19 protein-coding genes are annotated in these 18,152 nt (G+C 48.3%); 8 read left to right on the top strand and 11 right to left on the bottom strand.

The features are described from left to right. Positions 1-11: 11 nt before the first annotated feature. Genes lptB through recO form a run of 4 tightly spaced genes read right to left on the bottom strand, consistent with a single transcriptional unit; the run spans position 12 to position 3,368 of the window. Positions 12-815 carry an LPS export ABC transporter ATP-binding protein gene (lptB, locus tag HUU58_02780; protein NUN44580.1) on the bottom strand — a complete coding sequence of 268 codons (804 nt, stop codon included), beginning with the start codon at positions 813-815 and terminating at the stop codon, positions 12-14. Next, a complete protein-coding gene (locus tag HUU58_02775) occupies positions 812-1,999 on the bottom strand; it encodes a hypothetical protein (GenBank protein ID NUN44579.1) in 1,188 nt (395 codons plus the stop codon). Before HUU58_02775 ends, lptB begins: the two co-directional genes overlap by 4 nt. Continuing rightward, positions 1,996-2,613 (bottom strand): LPS export ABC transporter periplasmic protein LptC, encoded by a 618-nt coding sequence (gene lptC, locus HUU58_02770; GenBank protein NUN44578.1) that lies wholly within the window; start codon positions 2,611-2,613, stop codon positions 1,996-1,998. Before lptC ends, HUU58_02775 begins: the two co-directional genes overlap by 4 nt. Then, positions 2,610-3,368 carry a DNA repair protein RecO gene (gene recO / locus HUU58_02765; GenBank protein ID NUN44577.1) on the bottom strand — a complete coding sequence of 253 codons (759 nt, stop codon included), beginning with the start codon at positions 3,366-3,368 and terminating at the stop codon, positions 2,610-2,612. The genes lptC and recO overlap by 4 nt, the downstream gene beginning before the upstream one ends. 399 nt (positions 3,369-3,767) lie before the next feature. On the opposite strand from recO, the gene HUU58_02760 reads away from it, so the two are divergent. The 5 genes from HUU58_02760 (at position 3,768) to HUU58_02740 (ending at position 7,547) form a co-directional block, all read left to right on the top strand. Next, positions 3,768-4,508, top strand: coding sequence for a DUF1573 domain-containing protein (locus tag HUU58_02760; GenBank protein NUN44576.1), 741 nt, complete (start codon positions 3,768-3,770; stop codon positions 4,506-4,508). Between the two features lie 7 nt (positions 4,509-4,515). Continuing rightward, complete coding sequence (locus HUU58_02755; GenBank protein ID NUN44575.1) at positions 4,516-4,929, top strand: cobalamin B12-binding domain-containing protein; 414 nt, start codon at positions 4,516-4,518, stop codon at positions 4,927-4,929. 34 nt (positions 4,930-4,963) lie between these two features. Next, a complete protein-coding gene (locus tag HUU58_02750) occupies positions 4,964-5,740 on the top strand; it encodes an RNA methyltransferase (GenBank protein NUN44574.1) in 777 nt (258 codons plus the stop codon). A 79-nt stretch (positions 5,741-5,819) separates the two neighbouring features. Continuing rightward, the gene (locus HUU58_02745; protein NUN44573.1) at positions 5,820-7,145 is read left to right on the top strand and encodes a 5'-deoxyadenosine deaminase; all 1,326 of its coding nucleotides are present in this window, start codon (positions 5,820-5,822) and stop codon (positions 7,143-7,145) included. Between the two features lie 36 nt (positions 7,146-7,181). Then, positions 7,182-7,547: a hypothetical protein gene (locus tag HUU58_02740; GenBank protein NUN44572.1), complete on the top strand. Its 366-nt coding sequence runs from the start codon at positions 7,182-7,184 to the stop codon at positions 7,545-7,547. Here the strand turns inward: HUU58_02740 and HUU58_02735 are convergent. The 5 genes from HUU58_02735 to HUU58_02715 form a co-directional block, all read right to left on the bottom strand. Further along, the gene (locus HUU58_02735) at positions 7,544-8,329 is read right to left on the bottom strand and encodes a biotin--[acetyl-CoA-carboxylase] ligase (GenBank protein NUN44571.1); all 786 of its coding nucleotides are present in this window, start codon (positions 8,327-8,329) and stop codon (positions 7,544-7,546) included. The two genes, HUU58_02740 and HUU58_02735, sit on opposite strands and share 4 nt — an antisense overlap. Beyond that, positions 8,319-9,104 (bottom strand): XdhC family protein, encoded by a 786-nt coding sequence (locus tag HUU58_02730; GenBank protein ID NUN44570.1) that lies wholly within the window; start codon positions 9,102-9,104, stop codon positions 8,319-8,321. Before HUU58_02730 ends, HUU58_02735 begins: the two co-directional genes overlap by 11 nt. Then, positions 9,101-10,180, bottom strand: coding sequence for a hypothetical protein (locus HUU58_02725; protein NUN44569.1), 1,080 nt, complete (start codon positions 10,178-10,180; stop codon positions 9,101-9,103). The genes HUU58_02730 and HUU58_02725 overlap by 4 nt, the downstream gene beginning before the upstream one ends. Positions 10,181-10,182: 2 nt before the next feature. Then, positions 10,183-11,136, bottom strand: a complete 954-nt coding sequence (locus HUU58_02720; protein NUN44568.1) for a UbiA family prenyltransferase — start codon at positions 11,134-11,136, stop codon at positions 10,183-10,185. 180 nt (positions 11,137-11,316) lie between these two features. Beyond that, positions 11,317-11,556, bottom strand: a complete 240-nt coding sequence (locus HUU58_02715) for a hypothetical protein (GenBank protein NUN44567.1) — start codon at positions 11,554-11,556, stop codon at positions 11,317-11,319. 334 nt (positions 11,557-11,890) lie between these two features. Here HUU58_02715 and HUU58_02710 point away from each other — a divergent pair, with 334 nt between their 5' ends. Next, positions 11,891-12,733, top strand: a complete 843-nt coding sequence (locus HUU58_02710; GenBank protein NUN44566.1) for a hypothetical protein — start codon at positions 11,891-11,893, stop codon at positions 12,731-12,733. A gap of 6 nt (positions 12,734-12,739) precedes the next feature. After that, complete coding sequence (locus HUU58_02705; GenBank protein ID NUN44565.1) at positions 12,740-13,633, top strand: SDR family oxidoreductase; 894 nt, start codon at positions 12,740-12,742, stop codon at positions 13,631-13,633. 11 nt (positions 13,634-13,644) lie between these two features. On the opposite strand, the gene HUU58_02700 is transcribed toward HUU58_02705, so the two are convergent. Further along, positions 13,645-13,899: a hypothetical protein gene (locus HUU58_02700; protein NUN44564.1), complete on the bottom strand. Its 255-nt coding sequence runs from the start codon at positions 13,897-13,899 to the stop codon at positions 13,645-13,647. A 129-nt stretch (positions 13,900-14,028) separates the two neighbouring features. Here HUU58_02700 and HUU58_02695 point away from each other — a divergent pair, with 129 nt between their 5' ends. Then, the gene (locus HUU58_02695; protein ID NUN44563.1) at positions 14,029-16,869 is read left to right on the top strand and encodes a hypothetical protein; all 2,841 of its coding nucleotides are present in this window, start codon (positions 14,029-14,031) and stop codon (positions 16,867-16,869) included. 47 nt (positions 16,870-16,916) lie between these two features. Here the strand turns inward: HUU58_02695 and HUU58_02690 are convergent, their stop codons facing one another. Further along, entirely contained in the window at positions 16,917-18,152 is a 1,236-nt protein-coding gene (locus tag HUU58_02690; protein NUN44562.1) for an FAD-dependent oxidoreductase, read from the bottom strand.

Below are 18,152 nucleotides of genomic sequence, written 5' to 3'. Positions count from 1 at the left end.
ATAATCCTGATCTAATCCCTCAATTTGAATTTATCGCCGAGATACAATTTACGCGCTTCGGGGTCGTCGGCCAGAAATTGTGCCGTTCCGCTTTTGAGTACGCGTCCGTCAAATAGCAGGTATGCGCGGTCGGTGATGGCCAAGGTTTCGTGCACGTTGTGATCCGTGATGAGAATACCGATGCCGCGTGATTTTAACCCTTGCACGATGGACTGGATGTCCTCAACGGCGATCGGATCAATGCCGGCAAAAGGTTCGTCCAGAAGAAGAAAGCGCGGATTGGTGACCAGGGCACGTGCGATTTCGGTGCGCCGCCGTTCGCCGCCGGAAAGTGCATAACCTTTACTCTTGCGAATGTGCGTGATGCGCATGTCTTCCAGCAGTTGATCAAGCCGCTCGCGACGGGCTTTCCGTTTCAAGGGCAGCGTCTCGAGGATGGCCATGATATTATCTTCGACGGAGAGCTTTCGGAAAATGGAAGCTTCCTGCGCAAGGTAGCCGACGCCTAATTGTGCACGGCGGTACATGGCGATCGTGGTTATCTTTTTTTCATCAAGAAAGACCGAGCCGTGATTAGGCTTGATCATACCCGTAATCATGTAAAACGTAGTGGTTTTTCCGGCGCCATTAGGACCGAGAAGTCCGACGATTTCACCCTGCGTGACCTGTACGTTCACGCCATTGACGACGGTGCGGCTGCCGTAGCGTTTGAGCAATCCCTCGGCACGCAATGTTTTTTTCTGATCCGATTGGTGATCAATATAATCGGCCAATGCCGGTAAACTGGGTTGTTCGTGTTGTACGGTTTCGCTCATGGTTTTTCGATTCGATTCTTCAGGTTTTCGGGAAAATAGGTGCCTTCGGCTCCGCCATCCACGCGAAAATTACGTAATTTTCCTTTGGTATCAAAAAACAAACTCATGTTAGGACCGGATATGCGATTGGCGCCCTCCCGGCCTTCGAGATAATATACATTATACGCATTTCCCTGCGCTTCCATCACATCCAGGTGTTTATCTTTGACATGCATGGTGATTTGTTTGGCTTGGAGCGTATTGACCATCGTGCCCAGCGTATCCACCGACGAAGTGGCTATGGCATTTCCGATGACATACATGGTTTCGATCGCGCGTTTGCGAAACTGAACGATCATCGAATCACCGACCATACGGTTGAGTGCATAATCGGCGATCGGTTCTTTCTGCAGCGTCAGAAATTCTTTTTTGGTGTGATAACGCGCTTTGCCGGATGTGGTTCGAAGTTTTTCACGTAAAAATTCCACGCTGTCGCGCACATCGACGAGATGGCTGTCCTGATATACTTCGACGAAAAGCCCGCGCGCCGTGATTTGTTCATCCGGCGAAAAACGCACGGGTTTACCGGTTACACTGTCACGCGGCGGCTGGGTATATATGCCGCGACTCAGGCGGGCGATATTTTGACCTTTATAATGGGTACTGTCAAATTGGATCATATAAGGGTGTCCGGTCGCGTTCGCATATCTACGTTTAGCATCATAAAATCCGCGTTCGCCATACATGGTCATTTCTTCTGTGCTGTCGTAAATCACAACCTGACCTTGCGCCGTTAATTGTTCGCTTTGGGTAAAGTACACGAGCGAATCGGCCACCAGTGTCGTTGCGCGATCTACGAAAATCACATTGCCTTCGCATACGGCTCTTTTTTGCCGGGCGTAATAACGCGCTTTTTCGCAGTAAATCGTACGGTGGCGGTCATTGAGCACCACGTTGCCGATGAGGATCGCCGTCTGCATTTCGCGAAAAAAAGCAGCCTGATCGCACGTCGCCGTCAATGTGTCATGCGAAAAACGTACGTCGCCGCGTGCCTTCATCACATCTTTGCCGTCAATGCGCTGGTTTTCGATTTCGTCGGCCTCATCCAGTTTGAGCGGCTTGTAATCTTCATTTTGCTGTGCCCAAAGAGAATGCGCCACCGCGAAGAAGCATAAGAATATGATGAAGTAGCAAAAGGATCTCACGGACGCTCCTTGATCATGGCGTCCATCTCCTTATCAAGCTCCGTATCGTTACGGCGTGTAGTCTTGGGCTTGACGGTACCTGTACGCAGATCAATATCCCGTGCCGAACGACCGCTTGCATTTTTCATTTTCCAGTTGGTCAAATCTTTATTGGATTCGAACTGGTACCCGCGTAACGTATCCTCGTCGGTCGTCATGGTGACGAGTCCGTCGGCGAAAATGCGTTGTTTCTGATGATCCCAATAAATTTTTTCGGTTTGCATGGATACGCCGCTGTCGGAAACGATCACGACATTGCCATAGGCGAAAAGATTATTGGTATTGGAGCGAATTTCGCCGCTGTCCGAAGTCAGTGTCGCGCTGTGCGTGCCTTTTTCAAAAAACTCCACGCGCAGTCCGTTTCGAAAAGTCGTCAATTGTTTGGTATCCCATTTCTGCATGTGTGCAAAATGTAATTCTGCGTCTTTCACGCCGCCCGAGCTAAACACGGCCACCGAGTTCCAACCTTCCTGCCCGGGGCGGTCCGGTTTTTCGCCGGCCGGCAGGTCTTCTTTTTCAGTCAGCGCTGTACAACTCAACAAAGTTGTGTACGTTATAATGAACCAATATTTCATAATCGTAAATACGCCAAAGTTTGAAGCGTCCGCAATTCGTCAATATGACGTTGCAAGTGCTGAAGTAATACCTGAAATACTTCCTGAGTACTGCGTTCGCTGATCGTCAGATTATACACGCCGCGACCTCGGCACCGCGCCAGATGCGCCATCACGGCGATACTTTCTTTGGATAATGCCGGCGTATCGTGTACGTGAAATTCACGCGGACATTCGCCGCAAACTAATCTTCCGCGATCGGAATTGAAACGCAGGATGTCTTTATTCTTAACACGGTTATCGCAAAAATCACAGTTCTCAAAGTCCATCGTAAATCCCAAATTATCGGCCATCGCCATCAGAAAAAAAAGCAACCCGTTTTTAGGACGCTGCTCTTCATGCAGTCCGGCGAGCGTTTGCAGGATCAATTCGAAAAATCCTTGATGCTCTTCGTTGCCGTGCACGACGCGGTTAGCCATCTCCAAAATTGCCATCGCGATATAGGTGCGGGAGAGATCTTTTTGAATATGAGTAAACCCGCGAATAACCGACGCGTCGGATATATAAAACATATCCCGATTGGCGCGTTCGTAATAAATGACCGAGATATGATTAAAAAGCTCCAGCGCTCCGCCGTATTTGCTTTTGGTGTCGCGCGCCCCGCGTGCGATAAGACTAAGTTTGCCGTGATCTTTGGTCAGCGCTGTGACGATCTTGCTCGTTTCGCGATACGGCATTGACCGCAATATCACCGCTTCTGTGGTTATTATCGCCATGTTTTAACATACTACTAATGTGAATTCTTTTGGCTCGCTTTTTGCTCAAATTAAGATATTTCATTCACGAGCTAAAAGCAACGATGATATGTAGTATTGGCTCAGAATTTGCCACATTTTAGAATTGAGTTAAGTGGTTAAGTTTTTATTCGTTTTATGAATTGGCAATTAGCTTTTATTTATAAGCGTGGTGTCATTAACTGAATATTTGACGCTTGGGTTTGTTTTTTTATATACGTAAACTTTTGTAAACATTAAGACTTGCATGTATTTTAGTGAATACGTATTTTTACAGGTAACCAAAATCTCTTCATGGGAACTTTAAATTGATTTAAAATTATGCGGGAAAAAATTTCATTACTTTTTTTTACGGGTGTTTTGTTCGCCTTAGGATTTTTTTTGTCATCCAATACAAAATTATCCACTAAACCTCGGGATGGTAAAAAGGGAGCACGTATTGTTTTTGCATCGGAAACATTAGACCTTGGCGTAATACGGGAAGGCGATATCGTAGATGGTGTTTTTTCTTTTTCCAATGCCGGCGATGACACACTCAAAATTCAAAACGTCAAAGCATCCTGTGGTTGTACGGCGGCTTTACTCAGTTCCGATATCATACCGCCGAACGGTAAGGGCGAGATCAAAGCAACCTTCAATTCACGCGGCAAAGTCGGAAACATTCACAAAACGATTACTGTTTTTTCCAATAGCGCCGATAATCCCGTCACCCAGCTCAATCTTGTCGTCAAAGTCGAAGGTAACGGTTCCGCTCATACCGGCGGGATGAAAAAATCCAGCGCCATGCATCCGGAAGTCGAAGGCGATATGCACGGTTCGTATTTCGAAGGCAAATGTGCTAATTGCCATGTCGAACCCGGTGTTGGAAAGTTTGGTAAAGATTTATTTGATGTGTCGTGTGCGATGTGTCACGGTGCAGACGGTCGCGGCGCCGTAGCGCAGCCTTTGCGTGGCGGTGAATTTCTCAATCGTGCGGATGCGTCGCTGCTGCAGGAGCGTATCGCCAAAGGATCGCCGTCCAATGTCATGATGCGCGGTTTTGCCAAAAGCGCCGGAGGTCCGCTGGATGAAGCACAGATAAAATCGCTTGTAGAATATATCGGAAGTTGGAAACATAAGTGAGTTTTGTATGAAACCGATCAAAGTTTTAGTGGCCAAACCCGGCTTAGACGGTCATGACCGTGGTGCCAAAATCATTGCCAGCGCATTGCGGGATGCCGGCATGGAAGTCATATATACCGGTCTGCGTCAAACGCCGGAGATGATCGTGCAGGCGGCGTTGCAGGAAGACGTGGACGTAATTGCGTTAAGCATTCTTTCAGGTTCGCACATGACCCTCTTTCCTAAAATAATGACACAAATCAAAGAGGCCGAACTCGATGATGTGTTAGTTATCGGCGGAGGTATCATACCGGATGAAGATGCCGCCGCACTGGAGAAAACAGGAGTTCAAAAAATATTCGGTCCCGGCACATCCACATCGGATGTCGTTGATTTTATCCGTGCGTGGTACGAAAAAAGTTCGCGCCGCGTTTTGGTCTGAGTCCTTTCTTTTTACGGTTCTTAAAAATTAAACGATGCCTTTTCCGCGTCTAACCAAACTGCAAGTCAAAGAATATTCCGAAGTGCTCGACAAACGCACCCGGAAACAAAAGGCATTATTTCACATCGAAGGTGTCAGGTTATTTGAGGAATTTTCATCCTCCGGATGGGAAGCCGAATGGATCGCCGTGGACACACCCTTTTTGGAAGCTCATCCGCAGGCTGCGGAATTTCTGAAGAAGAAATTTGGCGCTAGCACATGGTTAGCTTCCAGTCTGGATATTAAAAAACTTTCGGATACGGAGCATGCCCAAGGTATCGTCGCCGCGATAAGAAAACCTGCTGCGATAGACGAAAATGGCAGAGCATCTTTGGGTAATGTCCTTATCCTTGATCAGATCGCAGATCCCGGTAATCTGGGAACGATGTTGCGCAGTGCGGATTGGTTTGGCGTGGACCATGTGTATTTGAGTCCTTCCTGCGCGGAGGCTTTCAGCCCTAAAGCCGTGCGGGCCACAATGGGTAGTATCTTTCGTTTGCATATAGTGGAAAATGCTTCACTCCGTACAACGATCGAAACGTTATTGAAAAAAAAGTACACCGTTTTGGCGGCGGATATGCATGGCGAAAAAATACCGCCGAAGATGCTCGCGCCCTGGGCGTTGATCATCGGAAGCGAGGCGCACGGATTGTCCGATGAAGTTCGATCCGCGCCCATTCAGCTGATGGCCATCGAAAAATATGGCCGCGGTGAATCGTTGAATGCGGCAGTATCATGCGGCATTTTGCTCCATGCACTTACACGATCATAAAAACAAACCGGCTTGTCATCTCAGACTCCGTTTCTGAGTATTCAAAAGAGCTAATCCGACAAGCACATAAATAAAAATTATGGCATTAACACTTATCAAAAACGGCACTGTGATTACGATGAATTCCGCCCGGGACATCGTCAAAGCCGATGTTCTCATTGACGGCGCCATCATTCGCAAGATCGGAAAAATTCGCGTACCGTCCGGATCCCGCGTGCGGGTCATTGATGCCCAAGGCTGTATCGTTGCGCCCGGCTTCGTACAGACACATATTCACCTTTGTCAGACCCTGTTCCGTAATTTAGCCGATGATCTCGAACTGCTTGATTGGCTCAAGCTTAAAATCTGGCCTTTCGAAGCGGCGCATAACCCGGCTTCCATCCGGCTGTCGGCAGAAATGGGGTTAACGGAATTGATTCGCGGAGGCACGACGACGATCATGGATATGGGCACGGTGCATCATACGGATCATATTTTTGAAGCGATGGACCGTTCCGGAATTCGTGCGTTGTGCGGCAAAGCGATGATGGACGACTGTCCCGGTGCGCCCAAAGGGTTGATCGAAACGCGGGCATGGTCTGTCGAAGAGAGCCTGCATCTCATGCGATACTGGCATCGGCGCTCGGACGGGCGCCTACGGTTTGCCTTCGCGCCGCGCTTTGTGCTCTCGTGCAGTGAAGAATTACTTTGCGAAGTGCGTGACTTATCCGAAGAATACGGCCTGCTGGTGCATACGCACGCGTCTGAAAACCGCGGCGAACTGGCCGAAGTGATCAAAAAATGCGGCACGCCCAATGTCGAATATTTTCATGATATACGCCTCACCGGCGAGCGGCTGTGCCTTGCGCATTGCATTCACCTCAATGAAACAGAACGCCATATCCTGCGTGATACCGGCACCAAAGTGATGCATTGCCCTTCGTCTAATCTCAAACTCGGCTCGGGCATAGCCCATGTTCCCGAATTGCTGGGTCTTGGTGTGACGGTATCCTTAGGTGCGGATGGCGCTCCGTGCAATAATAATTTGGATATGTTTCAGGAAATGCGACTGGCTGCACTTTTGCAGAAACCGCGTCTCGGCCCGCGCTCGATCACGGCGGAAGAAGTGTATACTATGGCCACTTTGGGCGGTGCAAAAACATTGGGTTTGTCGGATGAAATCGGAAGCCTTGAAACCGGCAAACGCGCCGATCTGATCATCATGCAGTTGGATGAAATTCACTCCCGCCCGGAGGAAAACCTGTATTCGCAAATTGTCTACTCAGCCAAAAGTACGGATGTCCGTACGGTCGTGGTGGATGGAAAGGTGCTGATGAAAGACCGGCGCATGGTAACTTTGGACGATGAATCGGTGCGCCACCGCATCGGACCTGAATTGAAAAAACTATTAAATCGGATTGCCTAAAAAGTTAAAAAAAACTTAACCGGAAAGGTACATCGCATGTATAATGTTCTTGAAGTTATCACAGCGGATAAAGGCATTATGAGCGAATATTTTATCCTATCCTGTATCGAATTTTTTATCTTACTGATCGTATCCGAGCGGGTTTTAGCGGCCCGCAACGGGTGGGCCAATCCCTCGATCTGGCGCGACAATACACACATTCGTATGTGTTATCTCATTCGTAAGTGGTCTATTCCTTCATTATTTCTCATACTCAATACCATAGCCGTTTCGTCGTTTGCACACCATGCTCACGAACTGGCCGAACTGTTTTTTATGAACGTACTGGTATTAATGTCGTCGGCGGTGCTGGGGCTTTTGTTGGGAGAATCCGCCGTGCAACGGTATCGCGTAGGGCGTTAGTTTTTTAAACGTATTTTGACATCGGCCGCATATACTTTTATTCGTTTTCCCTCATTTTCTACGACCAATCCTCCGTCCGGAGCTAAGCCGACGGCTTTAGCTTCCATCACACTATCTTGCTGAAACACGCTGACCATGGCGCCAAACATACGGCAGTAGGATTGCCATTTGATCAAAATTTCACGGCTGTCTGAACTGAAATTAGATTGCAGTGCGGGAATCAAATTTTGTAATAATTGAAGGCGATGTACGGGTGCGGCGTGAGCCTGCTGAAGCGAGATCGCCGTATCCGATAAGGCGTCGGGAAAACTCTCTTGCGTCACATTGATGCCGATGCCGACGATAATCCATGGTTCAGAACCGGTTGTAACCGATTCCAGTAAAATGCCGCAGCATTTTTTTTGGCAAAGCAAAACATCATTGGGCCATTTGAGCTCGGGGCGAAGACGTGTAGTCTGTTCGATGGCTTCAGCGACAGCGACAGCCGCTGCAAAAGAATAGGCAAAATGTTTATCCGGCGACAGCGAAGGTTTGATAAGCAGGGACATCCATAAACCTGAACCGGGCGGTGATTCCCAAGTGCGTCCCAGGCGTCCTTTGCCGGCCGTCTGGGTATCGGCTATGACGAGGCATCCGTGTTGCGCTTTTTCATCACGCCAGAGTTGTTTGAGGTATTCGTTGGTCGAACCGATCGCGTCCAGTGTGATGATGGTGTAACCGGTCGTATGAAAGTTGCCGCGGGCGAGCGACCAGTTTTTTATGTTATCCCAGTCATGATTCAACGGTGAATACCTGATTTTTTACACGAATGATCTGCGCAAGAATACTGATCGCGATCTCTTCCGGAGCGTCGGCATGAATTGACTCGCCAATCGGGGCGTATATACGTTCGAATAATTTGTCTTCAAATCCGTCGCGCTTCATATTTTCAAAAACGGTGTGGATTTTGCGTCGGCTGCCGAGAAAACCGATGTAGTGAGCGCGGCTGCGAATTACGCGACGGAGTGCGGCTTCGTCCGTGATATAACCTTTGGTGACGATGCACACAAACGTGTCATCGCCCGGCTCGGGCATATCATGGTAGTCGGCCGCGACATGATGTGCACGCACGTGCGGCAAGTCATGCGGCGTACGTGCGTATTCGGCACGATCTTCAAAAAGATTGATCGTGAAATGCAGCGGTGCAGCCGCTCGCATCAGAGCTTGCCCGATATGACCGCCGCCGATAATCCAGAGTTGAGGGGTATTGTGCATCGCTTCGATTAAAACCTCCACACTTCCGCCGCACACGGCACCGATGGCATGCTGACCGTCGAGTGTGAACGCATATGTGCGGGTTATGGGTTTGCCGGATTGTAAAACTTCTAAAGCGTCTTTGATTACCAGAGATTCGAAAAGTCCGCCGCCTATAGTAAACTGTGCCGTGCCATCCGGAAAAATGAGCATTTTGGCACCGGCGGCGCGCGGTGTAGAGCCGCTGGCACGTACTACAGTAGCGATAGCGATGCGGTTGTAACGTTCGAGCGCTGTCAGTGCGGCATGGAGGAAACCTTTCATGAGGCGCCGGTCTCCGTATGTTCGTCGTGCACATAGCGGCTGCTCACCAGCATCATCAGGCCGATACTGCCAATGACCAAGCAGGTGTAAAAAATACTGCGCATGTAGTCCAGAAAAAATGTTTTTACCACACCCAATATGATATTGGCCGTGTCGGTGTTCATAGGTTGTTTATTAATCGTCGCAGGCCCCTCTATCTTAAATATATCCGCATGGGTCGGGTCCTCAAAATATCGGATTCCAAACCATACACCGCCACCCAATAAAAGCCCTGTGAGTATCAGAGGTAAAGCCGTGCGCACGAGGAGTTGTTTTTTGTTGTTAAAATTGATCACCACGAGTATGAGCATTCCTGCAAAAAGCAGGATGATGCTACCTAAACGGACATTGCGCATCGTAGTGCCCGCTTCAATAAAGTCCTTATGCTGCATTTTCGAATTTTTTTCATCCATCCACTGTAAATAGTAGATGGTATCCGGTAACGCCGTGAGTCCTTGTGAAACTTCCTGGCGTATGATAGCGCGCACCTCCGAGGCAAGTGACTGCGGCGGTTTACAGTCCAGTTTTATTTTATCCAGCGTAATTTTGCCGTTATTCCGCATATACTGTCCGGCCATAGCAAGGGTTTGCCGGGGTGAACATTCCGGCAAAGCATCCATCTTGTTTTCGATGATCTGTACCAGATTTTCGAGCAACAAATCTTTTTTATCGGTGATGATGACATAACCGACATGATCATTTTGGGAAGGTTCTGCATTAAGCGGGTTGATCAGATCAAGATGCGCCGTGCGGAGGGACGTGTAAAACCAATCCTCGGCAAAGGTTTTAGTCATCAACCGCTGTATTTCCTCCGTGCTTAACGCCAGCGCCGTAGATTCGAGTTTTTTAAACTGCCGATGCTGCGTCACATTACGTGTAGCCTGTTGTATCAGTTTACCGTACAAACCGGACTGACGTACGGTTTGTTCGATGCTGCCCGTGTCCATGATATAATGAAAAAACCGTTCGACGGGGATCAACGCGCATGCGGCTATTATTATACACATGGCGATCACGTATGAAAAAAAGGAACGCATAACTACCGGCCTTGTAAATTGGGATAATCAAAATCAAACCGCGCTTTGAAATACCATCGCGTACATACAAAAAGAAAGATCAACAGGATAATATAAAAAGGAAAATACATCGCGACTAAAGAAGTAAAAGAAAATATGCTGAATTTCAAAGCACGAATTGCATCGGGTTTTGTTTTACGAATGACCATAAAAATAAACATCGGGATGACGGATACCAAAACGACGAGCAGCACGTATTGGTCCAGAATGAAAGCCGTGATAGCTGCTATACAAAAAAGAATAAATGCCGTATACATACTAAACGTAACGCCGTATCGCACGGTGAATGTTTTTTTGGATGTAGCCGCATCGCCTTCCGTATCGGGGATCATTGTGAGAACGCAAAGCGCTCCATTGAAAATAAAATAGGGAAACCCCGTTATCAAAAATAAAAGCCAGGATTGATCGCTCAGTGCCCATCCGTAAGCCAACGCAAAAACGCCCATACCGGCATTCGCTAAAAGTCCCGTCACGGCCCGATCTTTGAGGCGAAACGGCGGGAGATTGTATAAAACCGCAATCAAAAGCCAGCCGAAAAAATGAACGACCAGCATGCGTTCACCCCAAAATGAAGCCATCACTAAACAACCGACGGATAATAAAATGGCTTGTAAAATAAGTATGCGGGGATTTACTGAACCGTCGTGAAGAAAAAAAAGTTTTTTATTAATACGATCGGTTTCGATATCGCGCAGCTGATTGACCAAAAATCCGCTGCCCATCAGCATGGCCGTGGAAATAAAGAGTCCCATCATATCCGGATACCATAACCCGTTCCATACCGGCCAATGCTTTGCTTGGCCTGTAGCCGCCATATATCCTGCTAATGTCGTAGTCCAACCGGGAATGAATAAAATAGGTCGGAGAATGAAAAAATAATCAAGGCGTCGAAGTGTTTTACTCGAGGATGCAGGCATTTTTGAAGGAATTTTTTAAGAAGAGTATAGAAAAAAAGAAACGAATGTGCAAAATCAAAAGAGGAAATATCCGGAATTCGGGGTAGGCGCTATTCGCTGAAAAACATCAGGATAAACAGTAGATAAAAAGAACGGGAGAAATTAAAACTCGATTAGCAATATTGTAACCGATGTAATGCTTCAGCCTTTGGTGCTCAGGATTAAAAGGTAAAACGCGACAAGCAGCATGATAAAAAGCCCGATTGGAAAAAGAATCCCGGTAATACCCATCAGTATCGAAGGTGCATTGAATATCACGGCAATCGAGGCAATGATCAGCGCCAGTATCATAAATCCCAAAGCCCGTAAAGCGACTCTGCCCTTGCTCGCCATTTCGTCTCCTTGAATGTTTTCCGACATGATTTCCATAGTATGCATCATCTAATTCTTGTACAGAAGTTATTGTTTTTTGCTCGGTTTATTTATTAACAAATGTTATGCCGCATTTTTCGGTACGCATAAGTCATTTTATTTCAAAGTCTTATGGTTATTTTACATAAAGATGTAGTATTGAGTTAATGTATCATGACGGGAGGACTGTCTCATGCTGGGGCAATAGTTCGTTTAAGCTGTGATTGAGAATAGAATGGGTTATTGTGAGGTTTTTTGATCGAGAAGAGGTATGAAGTGCGATCTATCGATCAACTTGTCAAGCGAACATACCCCATTACAGCTCAGCCTTGCTTTTTTGCATGCCCGTTCTTAGGTTGGCTATATGGGAGACACCAAACTGCGTCAATTAGACTTTCATCTGTATCATCTTCCTCGGCTCAATCGTACGGAAGCGCAGGATACGCTTGTTCCGAACGACGCGGTCGAGTCCGTGCAAGCCATCTTTTTATCGGTGTATCGTACATACAAGTCGCAGAGCCGACGATGGATTTCGGTGACGCGCATCGAAGTGTCATTTTATAACTACACACAGTTTAAACATACGATGCAAATCCGGGATCATACGGCTCGCGTGCGTATCAGCGCCATTGCGCGTACGGAACCGGCGCAATTTTTTGAAGCATTGGCGCATGTGCTGTGGTCCAAAATTTTTGGCGTGCGTTGTCCGGATACGATCTTGCAGTATTACAAAGACGCGGAATGGCGTCTGAGCCGGGAAAAGGAAACTGGAACTAAGCCTACAGTCAAACGGTTTGCCCCGCCAAAAGGACGGGTGTACGATCTCGCGCAGATTAAAGATCAACTGGATGCCGTGTATTTTGATCGGAATATGGCGCAGGTGCAGATCGGATGGAGTTTGCAAAAAGCACGAACACGCCTTGGGCACTATGACCGATCGGCACAGATGATCATTATGAGTCCGGTGCTGGATCACCCGGACGTTCCGCCGGCTGTCGTCACGGCGATCGTATATCATGAAATGCTGCATCACAAGCACCCCGTCGTGTATGACGAAGGGCGGCAGATCATTCATTCGCGCGCATTTCAGCAGGAAGAAAAACGTTTTGTGCACTACGCGGAAGCACAGCACTGGCTCAAAACGGAATATCCTCAATTTCTGACGCGTCGCCGCGGCCCGCGTTGGTTCAAATCTTGGTTTACGTAAATTCGTATGGCCAAAAAACTACTGATCACCGGCGGTACGGGTACGCTCGGAAGCCATTTGGTACGTCAGGCTATCGCCTCCGGCGCGTGGGATGAAGTCCATGCGACCAACTATTCCCAGCGTCCCAATTTTCACAAGGTCTTTTGGTACCCGATGGATGCACGCCAACCCGTAGGTGCAATCATCGAGCGTATCGCGCCGACACATATTCTACATACATTGGCATTGGCATCGCCGGATATTTGTGAAAAGAATAAATTAGAAGCCTGGCAAGTCAATGTATCTGTTACGCAAAGCCTTGCGGAGTACGCCGCGCAAAACAAAGCGCGACTGATCTATACGTCGACCGATCTGGTGTTTGACGGGGTGCAAGGAAATTACGCGGAAAGCGATACGCCGCAGCCGCTCAATTTTTATGCAGACAGCAAGCTCGAAGGGGAACAGGCCGTACGCGAAGTGATGAAAGACGGTCATTTTGTAATTGTGCGGTTAGCCAATCTGTACGGTTCCAATCTCAACGGTAAAGAAAATTTTTTCACAGAAATGACCAGGGCATTGCGTCAGTCGTCGGAATTGAAATTGTTCACCGATCAAATCCGTTCGGTGATGTCGGCATCCAATGCGGCGGCTTGTTTGTTGGAACTGGCGGGTTTATCGTTTGAAGGGCTTTTGCACTTAGGCGGCCCGCAGGCGGTGAGCCGTTATGAGTTTGGTCAAATACTGGCGCGTGCGATGCAGGTTAAAAATCCCAGCATTAAAAAAATAACAATGGCACAGATGCCCGGCGGCGCCAAACGACCGGCTAATGTATCGCTGAAAATAACGCAAGCGCAAAACATATTAACGACGAAACTGCTCGCACCGGAGGAAGGGCTTAAGCGGGAGATCGAAGGGTATTGATAAACCTGCGACTAGCGAAGATGTTTAGCTTTCAACGCCATATCTTCGATTTTTTTGTGCAGCAGTTTGCTGGCTTCTGTTTTATCCGTGCCGCTCAGATTTTCGATCAAGCTTTTATAGCTGCGCAGGACATTGGCGACTACATTTTTCGCCTCGATGCGTTCACGTTCTTCTGAACTCGGATCGGCCGCCACTTCCAGCGTTGTCAGGGCTTCTTGGATTTCACGTGCCAGCGTTACACATTGTGTTTTAAATTCGTCCGTCATAGCCGTTTCATTTCTCATGAATTTTGATAAATTTAGCTACAGCACCGCGCATTGTCAATTCGGAATTGTTTTTGTTGCGCGGAATGCCGATCGGATTTTGCAGTCGCACCATAAAACAAAATACCGCTTTTGAAATCATTATTATCCGCCATCCGGCTCCAACATTTTTACGGGATCGCGCTTCGTCGCACGGGAGGTGACATCTGGGAAGATGCGATCACGCACGTCGCCGTAGCGCAATTTATCGATGGAAAAATCACCGTCGTATTGGACGAAGCCTGCGCTTCCGATGATACGCGCGAAGCGGTGTTACGCCGTTTACAAGATACGATCGGGGATGTGCCGCTAGTTTTATTTTCGTCGGCGGACATAGATTTTTTGCACGCGTCATTCCACGCGATGTATGATAATAAAGATCGTGCTTCGCCTTTCCTGATGAATGAATGTTGGGATTTGCAGCGGTTGGCTTCAACACTTTTGCCGGTGATCTCATTTGCTACGCTCGAAGAATTGGCGGTGTACTTTACTTTTCCCGAAGGTGAAAACCCCGCGTCGAGCGAAGCCGTCATATTGATCTTTTACCAGTTGATCGAATCGCTTGCACGCATGGAACCGCGTATCGTTTCGCAGGCCAACCGCTTTTTGGAGCACAGTAAAAGCCCGCTGAAACGCATTCTGCGCGGTTTGGCGGACTATATTCGGGATGGTAAAAATATTCATTTCATTTTCCCCGAAGTGCAGTGGCCGACACCAGCACCCAATGTAATCGGTGTGGCCGACGGGGGCTTTTTTTCCGATACGATCCATTCGGTTCCCGACAGCGACATACGCCGTTTTTTCTCACCGCAAGGCGGACTGAGCCGTAGTATGGAAGCGTACGAAGAGCGCGCCGAACAAACGCGCCTCACGGTTGCGATCAATTCCGCATTCAACGCGTCGCAGCATATTCTTGCAGAGGCGGGTACAGGTACCGGCAAATCGCTGGCGTATCTGATCCCGGCAATCCACTGGGCATCGTACAATAACGCTTTGGGTGAACAAGTCGTTATCAGTACGCACACCAAAAATCTTCAGGATCAACTTTTTTACAAAGACATTCCGCTTCTGGCTCGCACGCTGCCATTCGGATTCCGCGCCGTGTTGCTCAAAGGTCGGAGCAATTATATCTGTATGAAAAAATGGACGCACATCACGGCCGATGCCGGTAGTCATGTACAGCCGCAGGAGCGTGAAAAATTATTACCGATTTTGTTTTGGATTCATAGAACCCGGACGGGAGACATCAGCGAATGCGTAGGATTTCAGGCCGAGGCCAATCCCGGCGTGTGGCACAAACTCGCCTCCGAAAGCGCATATTGTCAGGCGCAGCGCTGCAGCCGTTCCGAAGATTGTTTTGTTCGTAAAATCCGCGAAGAAGCCAAACAAGCGCATGTCGTCGTCGTCAACCATGCCTTGCTTTTTTCCGATCTTGTTTCCGATAACGCGATATTGGGCGATTACCATAACCTTGTGCTAGATGAAGCGCATAATGTCGAAAAAGTGGCGCAGAATTATCTCGGCGCCGAGTTTTCGCTGTGGGCGGTGCGCGGTCTGACTTCCAAGCTATACGAGCGCGATCAGACGGAAACCGGCGTATTGATTCAGCTTCGGCAGAAGCTTCAGAAAAGCCGTTTGTCGGATGCGCTTCAGTCGGCATTCTTATCACAGATACAGACGGGGACGGATGCGTGCGTACAGTTTTGGCTCGCGGCGCAAGCACTGTTTCAGCGGTTGACCACCGAGGCGCTGCGCAAAACAGAATTTGCCATGCAAGGCGATAAAGCCGTGCGCGGAGAACGCCGCGTGCGTTACGGCCCGACAGACAGTTTGCTGTTGCGGGTTGCCGATGATGTGGATCTGATGCATGAAAAAGCAGTCAAGCTGCATCAGGCGTTGGATGTATTGAGCGAAACGATGCGCCAGTGGCCGACGGATGCGATGGACGGTGCAGAAGAAATGCGTGATCTTATTATACTGCGCACGGATGAATTGGATGCGCTGCTCAAGACCGTGGATTTTCTGACGGAAGGTGCAAATAAAGATTATGTGTATTGGTACGAAATGCCACCCAAGGAGCGTTCTTACGACATGCGGTTTTATGCCGTGCCGCTCAATATCGCGGATATTTTACGAAACACACTTTTAGAAAAATTAAAAACCTGTGTATTTTCGTCGGCCACATTGTCCGTGGCGGGGCAATTTAATTATTACAAACGCCGTATCGGTTTGGATGCGATGCGTTCAGAAAAAGTGCAGGAATTTACCGCCGATTCGCCATTTGACTATAAAAATCAAAGCCGCATTCTGGTGCCGACATTTTTGCCGGAACCGCAATCACCGAAGTACAACGACGCGTGTGCCGAACTCCTGAAGCGCATTACGCTCGAAACGCGGCGCGGCATGCTGGTGCTTTTTACGTCGTATCAGATGATGAACAGTTGTTATTATCAACTGCGTGATCCGTTGAATGCGGCAGGTATTCCGCTTCTCATGCAGGGACGCGATGCGTCGCGTACACAACTGACGGAGCATTTTCGACGGGAACGCGTGTCGGTACTTTTCGGAACGGATAGTTTTTGGGAAGGTGTGGATGTGCCGGGAAGTGCTTTGGAAATTTTGGTTATTACCAAGTTGCCGTTTGAAGTTCCGTCCGATCCGCTGGTGGCGGCCAAGATGGAGCGTATTGACGCGCAAGGCGGAAAATCATTTTTTGATTATTCGGTACCGGAAGCGGTGATCAAATTTCGCCAAGGGTTCGGCCGATTGATTCGCAGCCGCTCGGATCGCGGCGTTGCTCTTGTTTTTGATAATCGCGTGGTAACTAAAAGTTACGGATCGTATTTCATGCGTTCACTGCCGGTTCAGGCTTTGCGGATGCCAAGTGAAGAGGTGCTGATGAATAATCTGACGACTTTTTTTTCGATTACGTAAGATATTTTCCGCTTGGGAACGATTAACTGTGTAGCTATGCCTTTCGATCAAAACCGACTCACATCACGGCCAAAAAGAAACGCTTTGGCCCAATCAAACAACACCATGGCTTTGTTTTTTAAACTGACGAGTTTGGTCAGATACGCGGATCTCCAGAAAATCCATGTTGCAAAACCTTGCGAGGTGGTCGCATCAAAATCGGCAACGGCCCGATTATCGCCGATATACGCCAGCATGCCCAGATGTTTATAAACAAACGGTTTTAATGATTCCGCCGATTTTCCTCTGGCAAGCTGATTGAGATAGTTTGCCAAATATTTTCCGCCTTGATTAGCCACCTGTGCCGTCGCGATCAAAGACTTTTCCTCCGTCGTAGCGCAATCGCCGAGCGCATAGATATCGGGGTTATCTTTGACCCTAAAAAAAGAATCCACCAAAATGCGTCCGGCACGATCTTTAGGGCATGATAAACTTTGCACGAAATCGGTTGGCCCGTTGCCGGTGGACCATACCACCAACCCATGCGAAAATTGGGTGCCGTCGTGCAATGTGAGTTCTTGTGCCGTCACTTCTTTGACTGACTTGCCTGTAAGAATGGTAACACGGCGACGATTGAAAAGTTTGATGGCATATTCCGAGACGGTATGATCAAAAGCGCTCAGGATTTGTTTACCGGCCTCAATAAGAGTGATTTTAGCCATACCGACAAGATGTGGAAATCCCTTTTCTAATTCTTCTTCCAAAAAATCGGCCATTTCTGCGGCGAATTCGACCCCGGTCGGGCCACCGCCAACGACGACGATGTGCAGCAGACGTTGCATTTCGGCCGCGTCCAAACCGGGTGTGGATGCGCGTTCGAAATTATCAATGATACGCTGGCGAATGCGCCGGGCATCGCGAAGTTCTTTGAGAAAATAAGCGTATTCCGCTACACCGGGAATTTTAAACGTATTATTTACGGCTCCGACCGCGATGACTAAAGTATCGTAATGCAGTTCAAAGGTTTGTGCATCGGCGCTATTCCGGCAAATGACGGTGCGCTTTTCGGGATGGAGAGCTGTGGCACCGGCCTGATAAAAAGTAACATCTTTACGTGCAAGCCGTACGGGTTCGATGATGCTGCGAAATTCGATCGTGCCGACGGTAGTGCTCGGCAGCAGCGGCGTAAATAAAAAATGATTACGGGTACTTACCACGGTGACATCGTAGAGATCCGAACGAATGCCTTTCATAAGACTGAATCCACCGAATCCTGTCCCTAGAATAAGCAATTGCTTTTTCAT

The sequence above is a fragment of the bacterium genome (genome assembly GCA_013360215.1).
Taxonomy (GTDB): domain Bacteria; phylum CLD3; class CLD3; order SB21; family SB21; genus JABWCP01.
This window is presented reverse-complemented; position numbering and strand designations above follow the sequence as displayed.

Coding starts and splice junctions, on each gene's coding strand:
- lptC (NUN44578.1), bottom strand. CDS start 2,613: ATGAAATATTGGTTCATTATAACGTACACAACTTTGTTGAGTTGTACA.
- HUU58_02745 (NUN44573.1), top strand. CDS start 5,820: ATGGCATTAACACTTATCAAAAACGGCACTGTGATTACGATGAATTCC.
- lptB (NUN44580.1), bottom strand. CDS start 815: ATGAGCGAAACCGTACAACACGAACAACCCAGTTTACCGGCATTGGCC.
- HUU58_02730 (NUN44570.1), bottom strand. CDS start 9,104: ATGAAAGGTTTCCTCCATGCCGCACTGACAGCGCTCGAACGTTACAAC.
- HUU58_02740 (NUN44572.1), top strand. CDS start 7,182: ATGTATAATGTTCTTGAAGTTATCACAGCGGATAAAGGCATTATGAGC.
- HUU58_02710 (NUN44566.1), top strand. CDS start 11,891: ATGGGAGACACCAAACTGCGTCAATTAGACTTTCATCTGTATCATCTT.
- HUU58_02705 (NUN44565.1), top strand. CDS start 12,740: ATGGCCAAAAAACTACTGATCACCGGCGGTACGGGTACGCTCGGAAGC.
- HUU58_02725 (NUN44569.1), bottom strand. CDS start 10,180: ATGCGTTCCTTTTTTTCATACGTGATCGCCATGTGTATAATAATAGCC.
- HUU58_02700 (NUN44564.1), bottom strand. CDS start 13,899: ATGACGGACGAATTTAAAACACAATGTGTAACGCTGGCACGTGAAATC.
- HUU58_02755 (NUN44575.1), top strand. CDS start 4,516: ATGAAACCGATCAAAGTTTTAGTGGCCAAACCCGGCTTAGACGGTCAT.
- HUU58_02720 (NUN44568.1), bottom strand. CDS start 11,136: ATGCCTGCATCCTCGAGTAAAACACTTCGACGCCTTGATTATTTTTTC.
- HUU58_02690 (NUN44562.1), bottom strand. CDS start 18,152: ATGAAAAAGCAATTGCTTATTCTAGGGACAGGATTCGGTGGATTCAGT.
- recO (NUN44577.1), bottom strand. CDS start 3,368: ATGGCGATAATAACCACAGAAGCGGTGATATTGCGGTCAATGCCGTAT.
- HUU58_02715 (NUN44567.1), bottom strand. CDS start 11,556: ATGATGCATACTATGGAAATCATGTCGGAAAACATTCAAGGAGACGAA.
- HUU58_02750 (NUN44574.1), top strand. CDS start 4,964: ATGCCTTTTCCGCGTCTAACCAAACTGCAAGTCAAAGAATATTCCGAA.